Origin of the sequence: Microcoleus asticus IPMA8 (assembly GCF_013179805.1) — a bacterium.
Lineage (GTDB): Bacteria > Cyanobacteriota > Cyanobacteriia > Cyanobacteriales > Microcoleaceae > Microcoleus > Microcoleus asticus.
In genome coordinates this window covers 1-14,002 of sequence record NZ_SRRZ01000066.1, presented here as the reverse complement: position 1 = coordinate 14,002, position 14,002 = coordinate 1, and the positions used below count along the sequence as shown (strand labels likewise).

Sequence of the window (14,002 nt, the reverse complement as noted above, 5' to 3'; positions counted from 1 at the left end):
ACAAGCAGTCGATCGCCCTCGGGCGAAAAATTCCCGATTACACGATCGCAAGATCCAGGCTTGAGAACCAGAAAACCATACAATGGTGGTTATTTTGACAGTAGTGCTAGTATTAAGAATTTAAAAGCTGCGGGCATTGAAGCTTGCCTCGGACAAATGCCTTCTGCCTTATACCTTCTGACGAATGCCGTTTGATGATAATGCCTGCTCCTATTGAATTAATCTGGGCTGTTATTGGTTTGCTCCTGACGATAGGAGGCACTTTTTTGCCTGCATCTGTCACAATTCCGATTGGGTTTTGGGACGATCGAGGATTTCAGGCGTACTCTTTAGGTGTTACCTATCAAATAGGAGCCGTTTTGCTAGTAGGCTGCATGGGGGGGAAAAATGCTGCGGCTCTCTCGCAAATTGCTTATTTGGCATTAGGATTAACTTTATGGCCAGTTTTTTCTCAAGGCGGTGGCATCGGCTATCTCAAAGAAGCGAGTTTTGGGTATTTGCTGGGTTTTGTGCCTGGTGCTTGGGTGTGCGGCTGGGTAGCTTTTAAGGTGGCTTCGCGGCTGGAATCTATGGCTTTTAGCTGTTTGTGCGGTTTGTTCACTGTTCACGCGATCGGCTTAATTTATCTAGTTTTTACTTACTGGCTGCCTCCGGCAAAAAAAACACCTTTATTCGATGAGATTCTTAAATATTCGATTTATCCTCTGCCGGGACAATTGGCAGTAGTTTGTGCGATCGCAGTGCTGTCATTTACTTTGCGCCGCTTGATGTTTTATTAATTGGGTAATTGGTAATCGGTAAGGTAGTTACAAATAAATATTAAATGGGGCGGGTGAGATCACTCATAAAATCGCTTGTCTCATAGATTGTTAGCTAAACCCACCCTTACAAGATACTATGTTTTTTTGCTTTTACTTACTTAATCGAGAATTGCTAATTGGCGATTGATAATGGGGGATTGGTAGTTGTGTCAAATAAGGTTATACTGTCATTGCGCAACGGGAGAGTATTCTCGCTGCGGCTGGGATTCCTTTGCTGCACTGAATTCTGCTGGCAATAACTAGCGAAATTAGAGTAAATTATCCCATGCCCGATGCCCCATGTTCTATTCCCCAATCCATGCGTTTTAAAAGAAATCCCTTGTTCTGGATTACTGCTGTTATCAGTTTAGTTTTAGACCACCTGACTAAGTTTTGGGTGGTACAAAATTTTGACTTGACACTTCCTCCGCAGACGCAGCCACTGTTACCCGGGGTGTTTCACTTCACTTATGTTGTTAATACTGGTGCCGCTTTTAGTTTGTTCAGCAATGGCGGGGCGATTTGGTTGCGCTGGCTGTCTTTGGGCGTTAGTGTGGGATTGATTGTGCTGGCTTGGTTCGGGCCGCGAATTAACCGCTGGGAACAAGCTGGCTACGGTTTGATTTTGGGGGGAGCACTGGGGAACGGGATAGATCGATTTGTTTCTGGCCATGTTGTAGATTTTATCGATTTTCAACTGATTCGGTTCCCGGTATTTAATCTGGCAGATGTGTTTATTAATGCTGGGATTGTCTGTTTGCTGATTGCAACTTTTCACAGTGCACCGCCGACTCCGAAAAGTCAGGACGATCGCAATTCTATTTCAGACTAACTTTTAATAAGTCAATCGATTTTCGATTTTCGATTTTCGATTAACCACCCACGGGCTGTACCGTTCTCAGGTTTATCGGATGCCGAGCTTTTTTTGCTTATCCACGGATGAATTCGGCGGCCTCGCAACCAATTGCTTTCGGTGATTTGTCAGTTGTCTGTTACCAGAAGGTAGAGGTGTCAACTTAAGATTAGAGTCATTTATGAGCTATAATTAGATTATTTATTGTTAAGGCTAAACTTGCCAGCGATCCAAAGCAATTTGGTCACAAACCCCCGGAGTTATCCGTGGGATAAATTCCCTAATCTAAAATCTAAAATCTAAAATCTAAAATCGGATGACTCCTAATCCATTTGCTCAAGAACGCTTACTATTTGCCCCAGCAACCCCCGATGCTGATGCTATCCCGACTATTTTTGCTTTTCCCAACGAGTACACGGTGGGTATTACCAGTCTCGGCTATCAGATAGTGTGGGCAACTTTGGCTGTGCGATCGGATATTGAAGTCAGCCGTTTATTTACTGATATCCGCGAACAACTTCCCCGACATCCAGAATTACTGGGATTTTCGCTTTCTTGGGAACTAGACTATGTAAATATTCTAAATTTATTGGAATCTCTAGAAATTCCGATTTGGGCGTCACAACGAACTGATAATCATCCGATCGTCTTCGGCGGTGGCCCGGTTTTTACAGCTAATCCAGAACCTTTTGCCGATTTTTTTGATGTGATTTTGCTCGGAGATGGCGAACATCTCATAGACAATTTTATTGATGCTTGTAAAGAAGTCCGTACCGCCGACAGAAAAACTAAATTGCGGCATTTAGCCCAATTTCCGGGAGTTTACGTCCCCAGTTTGTACGAAGTAACTTATCTGGATGCGGCTGAGGGTATTAAATCGATTCAGCCTGTCGATTCGGGAATTCCCAGTATGGTTGAAAAACAGACTTATCGCGGCAATACTTTATCTGCTTCCACTGTGGTGACAGAAAAAGCGGCTTGGGAAAATATTTACATGGTGGAAGTGGTTCGGAGTTGTCCAGAAATGTGCCGTTTTTGTTTGGCAAGTTATCTGACTTTGCCGTTTAGAACTGCGAGTTTGGAGGATTCGCTAATTCCGGCGATCGATCGCGGTTTAGCTGTGACTAATCGTTTGGGTTTGTTGGGTGCTTCGGTCACTCAGCACCCGGAATTTGAAGCGTTGCTGGATCATTTGAATCATCCGAAATACGACGGCGTGCGGTTGAGTCTTTCTTCGGTAAGGACGAATACGGTGACAGTTAAATTGGCAGAAATATTGACAAACAGAGACAGCAAATCTGTGACGATTGCAGTGGAAAGCGGGAGCGATCGCCTCCGCCAAATCGTTAACAAAAAACTCACAAATGAGGAAATTATTCAAGCTGCTATCAATGCTAAGGCTGGCGGCTTAAAGGGAATTAAACTTTACGGGATGGCGGGAATTCCCGGCGAAGAAATGGAGGATTTAGAGGAGACGGTGGCGATGATGCGGGCGATTAGAAAAGCCGCTCCCGGTTTGCGCTTGACTCTGGGATGCAGCACTTTTGTCCCGAAATCTCACACTCCTTTTCAGTGGTTTGGAGTGAATAAAGATGCGGAGAAGAGGCTGAAGTTTTTAGATAAAGAATTGCGGAAGTTAGGTTTAGAATTTAGACCTGAAAGCTATAACTGGTCTGTGATTCAGGGTTTGTTGTCAAAGGGCGATCGGCGGTTGTCTCGGCTGTTGGAATTAGTGCGGCATTACGGCGATACTTTGGGCAGTTATCGGCGGGCATTTAAGGAGTTGCGGGGACAGTTGCCGGAGATAGATTTTTATGTTTTTCAAGAGTGGGAATTGGATCAGGTTTTGCCTTGGAGTCATTTAAAAGGGCCACTACCGGAGGCGACTTTGAAAAAACATTTAGCTGAGGCGATGAGTCATAAAACACGACAGCCAAATCAAAAATGTGAGAATTCACTAAGTCCCGTTTAGTAAATTAGATTATAATAGTCTCATGCGTGTCATTAGCCGAAAACGACTAAAAGAATTTTGGGAAACACACCCCAATGCTGAAACAAGTCTGTTGCTATGGTATCAGCGTAGTTGTGATGGTGAATGGCAAAGTTTAGTAGATATTCGTAAAGTATTTCCTTCGGCTGACTTAGTAGGTAACTTGACTGTATTTAATATTGGTGGCAATAACTATCGGTTAATTGCTTTTATCGATTATGAATACCAGATAGTGTTTGTCCGCTGTGTTTTAACTCATGCAGAATATGATAAGGAGAACTGGAAAAATGACGACTGGTTTAAAAACTCCTAGTAGCTACTATATTGAGATAATCACAACTTTTCCACCGCGTCCAATTACTTGTGAAGCTGAGTTAATCGCTACACAAAATCGGATTGATTCTATTGTGAGTCGGAGCAATCTCACGCAGGACGATCGGGATTACTTAAACGTGTTGGGTACTCTTGTTTATGATTACGAACAAAAACATGAGCCAATGCCAGTCTTGAAAGGTATCGCACTACTGAAAGCATTGATCGTTGAGGACAATATTCAAGAAAAAGATTTGGTTGATATTTTTGAATCCGAGTCTTGGGTATCTGAGATGATGGATGGAAAGCGGGAACTGACGGCGAGTCAAATTCAAAAGTTAGCTAAGTTTTTCCATCTTTCCCCTGTGGCATTTCTTGAGTATAATTAATTGCTAGGATACAGGGCTGAGTGACGCACTATAATATAATTATGCCCGAAGTCCAACCGAAAGAAATTCAGCGTTATACTACGCCAGATAACAAAGTGCCTTTCGATCAGTGGTTTGATTCGCTGAGAGATATCAATGCTCAAGCCAAGATTATATCTAGGCTTAACCGAATTGCTGATGGTAATTTAGGAGACTATCGCTCCGTGGGGGAAGGCGTATGCGAACTCAAAATTAATTATGGGCCTGGCTACCGAATCTATTTTGGACAAATAGGAATGACAATTGTGATTCTAATCTGCGGAGGCGATAAAAGCACTCAAGACAGAGATATCCGCCAAGCTAAAGAATACTGGACAGATTATAGGAGTTAAGACAATGCCTAAAAGCCTACCTTATCATCCATTTTTGATTGAATCTCTTACAAAAAATCCCGAACTAGCAGCAGCCTATATAACGGCGACATTAGAGGAGGAAGAGCCGGAACCTGAACTGCTAAAACGAGCTCTCAGCGATGTAGCAGAAGCTCTAGGTCAACAAAAAATGACTCCTGAACAATATGAATTGCACTTAAAAAAATTGGATAAATTGCTGTCGCAGCAAGGAAGTGATGCGATTTATAATCTAGGAACTTGGCTGAATGTTTTGGGATTGAAACTAAATGTTGCTGTTTGTACTGATACAGAGGATAATACTGCAAATGCTGAAACGCGATCGCACTTAACTGTCTAGCCAAACGATACAATGCCCAATTTTAAATATTCGTCGCTGATTAATGCAACTGTTGAAGCAGTCTGGAACTTTCACGAAAGACCGGACATTCTGCAACTTTTGACTCCGCCTTGGCAACCGGTGAAAATCATTCGCCGCGAAGGGGGACTCGATGTGGGTGCTGTATCAGAATTTCGCCTGTTATTGGGGCCGATTCCTGTAAAATGGGTGGCGACTCACACTGAGTGCGAACAATATCGCTTGTTTGTTGATGAACAAACTGAGGGGCCGATGGCACGTTGGGTTCACCGACACGAGTTTACCTCAGAAAATGGCAAGACTAGATTGACAGATGCGATCGCATTTTCGATACCGGGCGGCCCGATTGTCGATTTGTTGTTAGGTTGGTGGGTGGAAATACGGTTAACAGATATGTTTCGCTACCGCCACGAAGTCACCAAAAGAGAGTGTGAAAAAGATGCAAACAACGGCTGAATATTACTGTGCTTTCTGCGGCGAACCGAGTACAACTTTTGTTGATATCAGCGCAGGTATGGAACAATCTTATATTGAAGATTGCCAAGTTTGCTGTCGCCCGAATGTTCTGTATGTCAGAATAGATGAAGATACTCTCGATATTGAGATAGACACTGACTATCAAGAATAAGTAACTATAAAAATGTATGAATTGTATTTGATGCTGACTTGGTAGAATTCATAAATTTTGAAGCTGCTGCTTCCACGAAAGCCCGAAAAATTCGAGAGTTTACTGAACAGTTTGGCGACATTTCCGGATGCCATTGAATTGCTATCATCCAAGGGTGATAGCAGTGCTCCATTGCTTCTACCAAAGTGTCAGGTGCATCGGCTACAATTCGCCAATCGGATGTTACCTTACGCACTGCTTGATGATGCCAGGAAACAACTGTTGTTGAAGTTTTTCCCATAATTTTTGCTAGCCGACTGTTTGGCTCAATTTCAATGGTATGCTCGATCGCACGTGGCGGAATTCCCGATCCGTGATTAACCTCATCTCCGTAAGCATCCGGTACGTGAATCACCAAACTGCCACCGCTGGCTACGTTCAGCATTTGCATTCCCCGGCAAATTCCCAACACAGGTATGTCAGCCTTCAAAGCTAGCTTTGCTAAGTTTAATTCAAAATTGTCGCGTTCTGCATTAACCGAGTAAACTGTGCGATCGACATAACCGCCATAAAGTTCTGGGTTGATATCTCCGCCCCCGGAAAAAATTAAACCGTCTACTGCATCCAAAATACTACCCGGATCTAATTGATTGGGCGGCAATAAAATCGGAATGCCACCAGCCGCCTGAACAGCATCAATATAAGTTCCATTTAAGCGATATGCGCCTGCTGAACAGCGGTTATGTGTTGTGATGCCAACGATAGGAAATTTTTTCATTTGCTAGAAACTGGGAGATAATTATTTAGATTAATACTCGAATTTTGCACTATTTGTAATCAGTCTTTTATCGGCGGACTCCAAGCCCACCCACAATAAAACTTACTTATTGTGAAACAGGCATCTTGCCTGTTTCTTGTCTGATTTATTGTGATTGATTCCTAGATTAAACTGAAAATTCCCTGCACTGCTGTCTAATTTGTAACAGTTTTAGTATTAGTTTCTGGCAGCGGTTTGCGCGTACACAGATAAGCCAATGGCCCGAACAGCGGTACTAATGTTACTGCCCAAAATGCTGTAGAGTTCTGCATTCCTCGGCGCGCCATATCGTCTCCTAAGAAGGCAGGAAATAGTAGGCAAAGCATACAAAAATCTAAACTCATTACGTGGATAAAACGGCTGGTTTGCCACTGTTCAATAAAATCAGACCAATCGCCTTTTGTCAAGCCAAATACAACTAAAGCAGCAGCGCCTAATGTTAAGAAAAATCCCGTCAAACGGGAGTCTAATATCTTTAAAAAGATATTTTTATGACCGGGAAATTCTGGATTCGGTTCCCGCAGGGCTAAATAAGGCAGCAAGGCAAAGGCACCGACGCCAAAGGATAAAGTGGCAAATAACCATGCAGGTATTTTCTGCCCCCTGCCGTCAGCAAATAAGACGCAACTGTAGATGAGCGGCCAGACTCCCATGATGTTGAATAAAGCTACAATTAAAGGGTTGATGTCTGCTATTTTGCCTGTGGAAAGATTGGTAATGAGTTTGATGGTTTCTGGGCTGTCGGGTGGTGCAAATACAAAGGCGTAGGTGCTAAATGCAATCCACAGCAGCCAAAATCCAATTTTTCTGAACATAGTTAGTTTTTCTGAATTCTGATATTACTATAACAATCTTAAAGGGTTTTTCAATAAGACTTTTTTTATTTACCGCAGAGGACGCTATTGACGCAGAAGAAGAGATGAGAATATCTGAATGTATTGCTATTGGGTATGGCGGGTTTTGGGCAGATTGCTAAATTTTTGCATAAATTGGCGATCGATCCAATCTTTCCAATACCACAGCAGCGCCGATTCCCACATGAAAGATCCGCGAGATGCGATCGCCCTTTTATTCCCAGTACCAATTAACCCTAAGTATTGTTCCTGCGGTGCAAAGGGTTTCAGCGGTTTTTCCAATAAAAACTGCTGCAAATTTTCAAACAGCGGTTTGCCCTGACGCACGGCAAACACGCCTGCTTTGGGACGGGGATAATTAACCATCGCAGCGATATCGCCAGCCGCAAATACGTTGCGGTGAGAGACTGATTGGAGGCAGTCGTTGACTTGCATAAAGCCGTTTGAGTCTGTGGCTAAACCGGATTTTCTGAGCCAATTAGCGGCGGATGCTTGTGTCACCCAAAAAATGCGATCGCACTCTAATTCTAAACCTGATTTACAGAAAATTTGGTAATCGGTAATTGGGATTTGGGAATTCGTTTCCCGGTCATTTTTTTCTACAGCACAAACTTTTTCCTTTAAATGCAATTGAATGCCGCGATTGATAAGAATTTCTTGAATGCGGCGACGCACTCGATGGTTATGTGCAGGCATTAATTCAGCACCGCTGTGGAACAAATGAATTTCTGATGATAAATTTTCTAAATTTTCTTCCCTCTTCCTTCTTCCCTCTTCCTTCTTCCCTCTTCCTTCTTCCCTCTTCCTTCTTCCCTCTTCCTTCTTCCCTCTTCCTTCTTCCTTCTTCCTTCCCCAATCGAGATTGCATATTTAATGCTAATTCTACGCCGCCTGCACCGCCCCCCACAATGGCGATCCGCAGCGGTTTTTGGGGATGATTTTGCCTTTCGGAAATTAACTGATTCCAGCTAGCTAAAAACTCTGGTACGGGTTTAGCTGCAATTGCATATTCTGCGGCACCCGGTACCGATAAAGTCGCAGGAGTGCTGCCGATATCCACAGAAAGCAAATCAAAATTAACCGGAGGGCGAGTTTGACAAATCACTAAATTTTTGTTAAGGTCGATCGCGATCGCCCGATCCATTAATATTTGACATCCGGCAAATTCAGCGAGCGATCGCAAATCGATGTGACATTCATCGTAATCGTAAAACCCGGCAACGTGCCCCGGCAGCATCCCCGAATAAGGCGCGTGCAGCACGTCGCTAATCAGAGTCAAACGCACTCCCGGCAGCGGTTTGATACCGAACATTTTTAATACGATAGCATGACTGTGACCGCCGCCAATTAACACTAAATGTTTCACAATTACAGATGTTCGATCGAGATGTTCCAGCACCAATATTGTACAGCACTAGGCATCCTTGGGGGCACTGTCCGGTAAGGAGAGCTTGCAGTGCGTAATCAATGATCTCCCAGCACTTTGACAGAATGCTCTCACCTACTCTCTGTCTCATGGATTATACTTCGCTCAGTTGCGATCGCATAACATCAATCCACCCATTGCACTTAACCGATTCCACATTCAGCGCCAATGGTTGTAGACTGTAGAGCGAGCAAATTTTATCACCAAATTATGCCGGGGTGTGTTTCTACAGCTAACTCACCATTCAAAACTATGACATTACGCATCATTCCGCGCAGTTGGCAGCGATCGATTAAAACTCTTTTACCGCTTCTGTTTGCCCTCTCATTCATTATAGTATTGCTGGCGAACAACTTGATTCCGGCGATCGCCCAGCAACCCCGCCAGGAAATTCGCGGCGTTTGGATGACTACAAACGACAAAGACATCCTCAGAGATCGTCGCAAACTAAAAGATGCTGTCACCCAACTAAAACGGTTAAATTTCAACACTATTTATCCTGTAGCCTGGAATTCTGGCTATGCAATGTATCCCAGCTATGTAGCGCAGCAAAGAGACATTCAACCCTTTGTTTACAGAGGGTTAGACGGACAAGATATGCTCGCCGATTTAATTGATAAAGCTCACCGCCAAGGCCTGCTAGTAATTCCTTGGTTTGAGTTTGGTTTCATGGCTCCTCCCACATCAGAATTAGCCTTAAATCATCCCGAGTGGCTGACACAAAAACAGGACGGCAGCCAAACATCAAACGACGCCGGCGGCGAAGTAGTTTGGCTCAATCCCTTTCATCCAGAAGTGCAGCAATTCATTACCGAACTCGTACTAGAAATCACCACTCAATATAACGCAGACGGCATTCAATTTGACGATCACATGAGTTTGCCGTCGGAATTTGGCTACGATGACTACACAGTTGCGTTGTATACCAAAGAAACAAAAAAAGCTCCGCCCAAAGATTTTCAAAATCCAGCATGGGTGCAGTGGCGAGCCAATAAAATTACCGCTTTTATGTCGCAGCTAAATCAAGCCGTCAAAGCAGTCAAACCCAATGCAATTTTCTCGATTTCTCCCAATTACTACGAGTTTGCTTATAAACATCACCTGCAAGATTGGCTGACTTGGGTGCGTTTGGATATTGCCGACGAGCTAATCGTGCAAGTGTACCGTCCCAATTTAGAATCATTTGTAGACAAGATTAACCGTCCCGAAATGCAAGAAGCACACCAAAAAATTCCCACCGGAGTTGGGATTATGACAGGTTTGAGAAATAACCCAGTACCGATTCAGCAAATTAAATCTCAGGTGAACGCAGTCCAAGAATACGGCTTAGGCGTCGCTTTCTTCTACTACGAAAGCTTGTGGGAATATGCGCCCGAACCCATCGCCGACCGACTTTCTCAATTTAGTGCTTTCTTTCCGTCTTCTGCATTCCGAACAGCGCTACAAATACCCAGACGCGCGGCGACTTTCCCTCCGCCTGCGCCACCCAAACCAGACCCCAAAGCTAAGCCGGATCAACCTACCAAAAACAGCGCACCTTCGCCCTCGCCAACCACGTAAAAGAATTAAAAAGTAGGGTGCGCATTGCGCACCTTACCGCGATCTCAATCATTAATCGTCAATAAAAATGCAAACTAACCAAAAAATTTTACTGCCAAAAATGGGCTGCGGCACTTGGGCTTGGGGCAACAGATTCCTCTGGGGCTACAATGAAAGTATGGACGACGAATTGCAAGCCGTTTTCAATCTTTGTGTTAGTAACGGCGTCACTTTATTCGATACCGGCGACTCTTACGGAACGGGGAAATTAAATGGACGCAGCGAGCAGCTTTTGGGTCAGTTTTCTCAACAATATCAAGGTGCAAATAAAGACAGTATTTGTATTGCGACAAAACTGGCTGCTTATCCTTGGAGGCTGACGCGAAAATCAATGATTTCGGCTTGCAAAGCCTCTGCTACGCGCCTAGGAAAAAATGTAGATTTGGTGCAAATGCACTGGTCTACAGCCAATTACGCTCCTTGGCAAGAAAGCGCTCTTTTAGACGGTTTGGCTGACCTTTACGAGCAAGAATTAGTTAAGGGAGTGGGCTTGTCTAATTACGGGCCTAAACGGCTGAAATGGGTGCATCAGAAATTTAGCGATCGCCAAATTCCCATTGTTACTTTACAAGTGCAATATTCGCTACTTTCTACCTATCCGGTGACGGAACTCGGGTTGAAAGATGTTTGCGATGAATTGGGGATAAAATTGATTGCTTACAGTCCTCTAGCCTTGGGTTTGCTGACGGGTAAATATTCCGAAAACGGCTCGTTTCCTAAAGGTATCCGAGGTTTGGCGTGCAAGCAGATACTTCCGGGAATGCGATCGCTTTTGGAATGTTTGCGAGAAATAGCGGCATTCCGAAACAAGACTGTTTCGCAGGTAGCAATTAACTGGTGCATCTGCAAAGAAACTATTCCGATTCCGGGGGCGAAATCTGCGGCACAGGCGAGGGATAATATTGGTGCTTTGGGGTGGGAGTTGGACTCGGGCGAGATTGCCGAATTGGATAAGGCGGCGGCGAGTGTAGATAAGAAAATGGTGCAGAATATCTTTCAAACTCGGTAATATCTGAGATGTTGTACCATTCTCCTGAACAGGCATCTTGCCTGTTCCACAAGACATGAATTTGCCTGTTCCACAAGACATGAATTTGCCTGTTCCACAAAGAATGAATTTCTTGTGGGGTGGGCTTCTAGCCCGCCCATAAAAGGCTTATTTAGATCGCACAAAAATTTTCCACACACCGCACAAACATTTCTACACCCATCCCCAGCGCAGTTTCATCAAAATCAAAACGCGGGTGATGGTGCGGGTAAGCCAAGTTTTTCTCGGGATTTGCTGAACCCAAAAAGAAATAACAACCGGGAACTTCTTGCAAAAAGAACGACATATCCTCGCCGCCCATTGTTTGACATTCGGGAACGATTCCCGCAGGAGTTTCGACAACCGATTCTGCCACGCTGCGCACCAATTCAGCTATTCTCGAATCATTAATAACTGGCGGGTAAAGCGCACAATAATCTAATTTGTAATTAGCCCCGTGACTCTGACAAATTCCGGCAATTAATTGCTCGATTCGCTTGGCAAAATAACCTTGATATGCTGGATTGAAATAGCGCACCGTGCCACCAATTTGAGCGGTGTCGGCAATCACGTTGTGGGCGTCGCCTGCGTGGAATTTGCCGACAGTTACTACCGCTGAGTCGATCGGGTCAATATTCCGCGCGACAATTGCCTGCAAAGCGCTGACAATTTGGGCTGTAACTACGATCGAGTCCACAGTCTGATGTGGCATTGCACCGTGTCCGCCTTGGCCAAAAATCGTGCAGTCAAAAACTTCGACAGCCGCCATCAACGCGCCGCTGCGGACGCCTACAGTGCCCAAAGGCAGATTGTTCCACAAATGCAAGCCGACGATCGCATCAACATCAGGATTCTTCAAAACTCCCGCTTCAATCATCGGTTTTGCGCCCCCTGGCCCTTCTTCGGCGGGCTGAAAGATAAATTTTACTTTACCCGAAAAGCTGTGTTTGTGCTTTGCGAGATAACAAACAGTACCGAGGGCGATCGCAGTGTGCCCGTCGTGACCGCAAGCGTGCATAATTCCATCATGCTGCGATCGATAATCCACCTCATTTTCTTCTTGAATGGGCAAAGCATCCATATCCGCCCGAATTGCCAAAACCCGCCCCGGTTTGCCGCTGTCTATAGTGGCGACAATACCAGTTTTAGCAATATTAGTTTCATGATCTATTCCCCATTCCTGCAACTTTTGCGAGACAAACTGCGCCGTTAAATTTTCATCAAAACTCAACTCCGGTTTTTGGTGCAAAAGGCGACGCCATTCTACTAGCTGAGGCTGCAAATTTCTAATTTCCAGCCGCAATTGAGATAAATCCACAGAGGTTAAATTCGGTAAAGTAGAAACCATGTTTTCTTCTCCTTTTTTTTGATTAACTTTGCTCTTTAATCACTTAATAAATGGTAATCACTCATTATAGCAAGCCAGAATAAGTTGTGAAACTCTCTCTGCTCTTTCTCTGCGGTCTCTGCGGTCTCTGCGGTTAAAATAAAATCTTCTTCAATCCTATCTGAGTTGTGCCGGATATTTTTTTAAATGAACCGCAGAGGGTGCAGAGTACGCAGAGGAAGAGAAGAATGAGAAACAGAGGTGTTTAGAATAGGGTTATTTAGAAGTCTGAGGAACTAAATTAACCCCAGGTAGCAACCGCTCTAAATCTAATTGGGAAGCTGCTTTAGCTAATTTAGCAAGGTCAGTCGGGTCATCTAAATGCGGCAAAATACCCAACACAGGTATTTGAGTTAGCGACTGGATCAAATCTACCGGCGCTCGATCGGCAATTTCTTGTTCGGAATAAGCTTTAACGCAATTAAGCACAATTCCTCTGAGCTTAAAACCAGTGTGTCTGGCGAGAGCAACATTCGCCACAGCTTGCCCGATCGCCCCCAACCTCACAGGTACTACCAAAACCCCCCTCAGCCGCCAATCCCTGGCAATATCAGCCACCGTCAGTTCCCACGTTACAGGCGATCCCAGTCCTCCCAAAGCTTCCACCAACACAAAATCCTTGCGCTCAGAGAGGCTTTGCCACGCCGTCCAAACCTTTTCGAGTTCGATATGTCTCCCCTCCAGTTCGGCTGCAATCGGCGGTGCTAGAGGCGCATCAAAGTGCAGCGGATTGAGTTCTTCGGGGGATTGGTCGAGGGCAAACAAACGGGTGTAGAGTTCGCGATCGCCCGTTCCCGTTTGCAACAGCTTCATAATTCCCAAACTGCGATCGGGAAAATACATTTGCCAATAAGCAGCCAGAGCGCTGGTCAAAACAGTTTTGCCCGCGTCGGTATCAGTTCCAGCAATTAGCAAGGAGTTCATTGACAAATAGCTAACAAATAATTGGCCTCAACATCAGTCTAGGGGAATTTTGCCAGAAGTTTAGAGTTCTGGCGATGGTGCGGGTTCCGGTTCCGGGGCAGGTTCCGGTTCCGGTGCGGGTTCCGGTTCCGGTGCGGGAGTTGGGGCAGGTTCCGGCGACGGTGCGGGAGTTGGGGCTGTATACGGTGAGGGTGAGGGGGTGGGGGCAGGGTCCGGAGACGGTGAGGGCGTGGGTGCGGGAGGAGTGGTGGGTGGGGGTGGGGGGGGGGG

18 protein-coding genes are annotated in these 14,002 nt (G+C 45.0%); 11 read left to right on the top strand and 7 right to left on the bottom strand.

The window, feature by feature from the left end:
- The first annotated feature begins 200 nt into the window (after positions 1–200).
- The 9 genes from E5S67_RS18160 (at position 201) to E5S67_RS18120 (ending at position 5,719) form a co-directional block, all read left to right on the top strand.
- Positions 201–779, top strand: a complete 579-nt coding sequence (locus tag E5S67_RS18160; RefSeq protein WP_172189575.1) for a biotin transporter BioY — start codon at positions 201–203, stop codon at positions 777–779.
- A gap of 340 nt (positions 780–1,119) precedes the next feature.
- On the top strand, positions 1,120–1,632 hold the full coding sequence (gene lspA / locus E5S67_RS18155; RefSeq protein WP_172189612.1) for a signal peptidase II: 513 nt from the start codon (positions 1,120–1,122) through the stop codon (positions 1,630–1,632).
- A 337-nt stretch (positions 1,633–1,969) separates the two neighbouring features.
- Positions 1,970–3,625 (top strand): B12-binding domain-containing radical SAM protein, encoded by a 1,656-nt coding sequence (locus E5S67_RS18150; protein WP_172189574.1) that lies wholly within the window; start codon positions 1,970–1,972, stop codon positions 3,623–3,625.
- A gap of 22 nt (positions 3,626–3,647) precedes the next feature.
- Positions 3,648–3,956, top strand: a complete 309-nt coding sequence (locus tag E5S67_RS18145) for a type II toxin-antitoxin system HigB family toxin (RefSeq protein ID WP_172189573.1) — start codon at positions 3,648–3,650, stop codon at positions 3,954–3,956.
- Positions 3,931–4,344 (top strand): helix-turn-helix domain-containing protein, encoded by a 414-nt coding sequence (locus tag E5S67_RS18140; protein WP_172189572.1) that lies wholly within the window; start codon positions 3,931–3,933, stop codon positions 4,342–4,344. The genes E5S67_RS18145 and E5S67_RS18140 overlap by 26 nt, the downstream gene beginning before the upstream one ends.
- Positions 4,345–4,385: 41 nt before the next feature.
- Positions 4,386–4,715, top strand: coding sequence for a type II toxin-antitoxin system RelE/ParE family toxin (locus E5S67_RS18135; protein ID WP_172189571.1), 330 nt, complete (start codon positions 4,386–4,388; stop codon positions 4,713–4,715).
- 4 nt (positions 4,716–4,719) lie between these two features.
- Positions 4,720–5,073, top strand: coding sequence for a transcriptional regulator (locus tag E5S67_RS18130; RefSeq protein ID WP_172189570.1), 354 nt, complete (start codon positions 4,720–4,722; stop codon positions 5,071–5,073).
- 12 nt (positions 5,074–5,085) lie between these two features.
- The gene (locus E5S67_RS18125) at positions 5,086–5,547 is read left to right on the top strand and encodes an SRPBCC family protein (RefSeq protein ID WP_172189569.1); all 462 of its coding nucleotides are present in this window, start codon (positions 5,086–5,088) and stop codon (positions 5,545–5,547) included.
- A complete protein-coding gene (locus E5S67_RS18120) occupies positions 5,531–5,719 on the top strand; it encodes a CPXCG motif-containing cysteine-rich protein (RefSeq protein ID WP_015176827.1) in 189 nt (62 codons plus the stop codon). Before E5S67_RS18125 ends, E5S67_RS18120 begins: the two co-directional genes overlap by 17 nt.
- A gap of 4 nt (positions 5,720–5,723) precedes the next feature.
- On the opposite strand, the gene E5S67_RS18115 is transcribed toward E5S67_RS18120, so the two are convergent.
- The 4 genes from E5S67_RS18115 to E5S67_RS34465 form a co-directional block, all read right to left on the bottom strand.
- On the bottom strand, positions 5,724–6,476 hold the full coding sequence (locus E5S67_RS18115; RefSeq protein WP_172189567.1) for a gamma-glutamyl-gamma-aminobutyrate hydrolase family protein: 753 nt from the start codon (positions 6,474–6,476) through the stop codon (positions 5,724–5,726).
- A gap of 194 nt (positions 6,477–6,670) precedes the next feature.
- Positions 6,671–7,330: a DUF2834 domain-containing protein gene (locus E5S67_RS18110; protein WP_172189565.1), complete on the bottom strand. Its 660-nt coding sequence runs from the start codon at positions 7,328–7,330 to the stop codon at positions 6,671–6,673.
- 126 nt (positions 7,331–7,456) lie between these two features.
- Positions 7,457–8,065, bottom strand: a complete 609-nt coding sequence (locus E5S67_RS34470; RefSeq protein ID WP_339382907.1) for an FAD-dependent oxidoreductase — start codon at positions 8,063–8,065, stop codon at positions 7,457–7,459.
- A 4-nt stretch (positions 8,066–8,069) separates the two neighbouring features.
- Entirely contained in the window at positions 8,070–8,768 is a 699-nt protein-coding gene (locus tag E5S67_RS34465) for an FAD-dependent oxidoreductase (protein WP_339382906.1), read from the bottom strand.
- Positions 8,769–8,963: 195 nt separating this feature from the next.
- Here E5S67_RS34465 and E5S67_RS18100 point away from each other — a divergent pair, with 195 nt between their 5' ends.
- Together E5S67_RS18100 and E5S67_RS18095 are read left to right on the top strand one after the other, a co-directional pair.
- Positions 8,964–10,355, top strand: a complete 1,392-nt coding sequence (locus E5S67_RS18100) for a glycoside hydrolase family 10-like protein (protein WP_172189563.1) — start codon at positions 8,964–8,966, stop codon at positions 10,353–10,355.
- A gap of 67 nt (positions 10,356–10,422) precedes the next feature.
- The gene (locus tag E5S67_RS18095) at positions 10,423–11,403 is read left to right on the top strand and encodes an aldo/keto reductase (protein ID WP_172189561.1); all 981 of its coding nucleotides are present in this window, start codon (positions 10,423–10,425) and stop codon (positions 11,401–11,403) included.
- Positions 11,404–11,554: 151 nt separating this feature from the next.
- On the opposite strand, the gene E5S67_RS18090 is transcribed toward E5S67_RS18095, so the two are convergent.
- From E5S67_RS18090 to E5S67_RS18080, 3 genes are all read right to left on the bottom strand, one after another.
- Positions 11,555–12,769, bottom strand: a complete 1,215-nt coding sequence (locus tag E5S67_RS18090; protein ID WP_172189559.1) for a M20 family metallopeptidase — start codon at positions 12,767–12,769, stop codon at positions 11,555–11,557.
- Between the two features lie 255 nt (positions 12,770–13,024).
- On the bottom strand, positions 13,025–13,732 hold the full coding sequence (gene bioD / locus E5S67_RS18085) for a dethiobiotin synthase (protein WP_172189557.1): 708 nt from the start codon (positions 13,730–13,732) through the stop codon (positions 13,025–13,027).
- 60 nt (positions 13,733–13,792) lie between these two features.
- Positions 13,793–14,002, bottom strand: a 210-nt coding sequence (locus E5S67_RS18080) for a hypothetical protein (RefSeq protein ID WP_216670549.1), incomplete at its 5' end; no start/stop codon positions are given.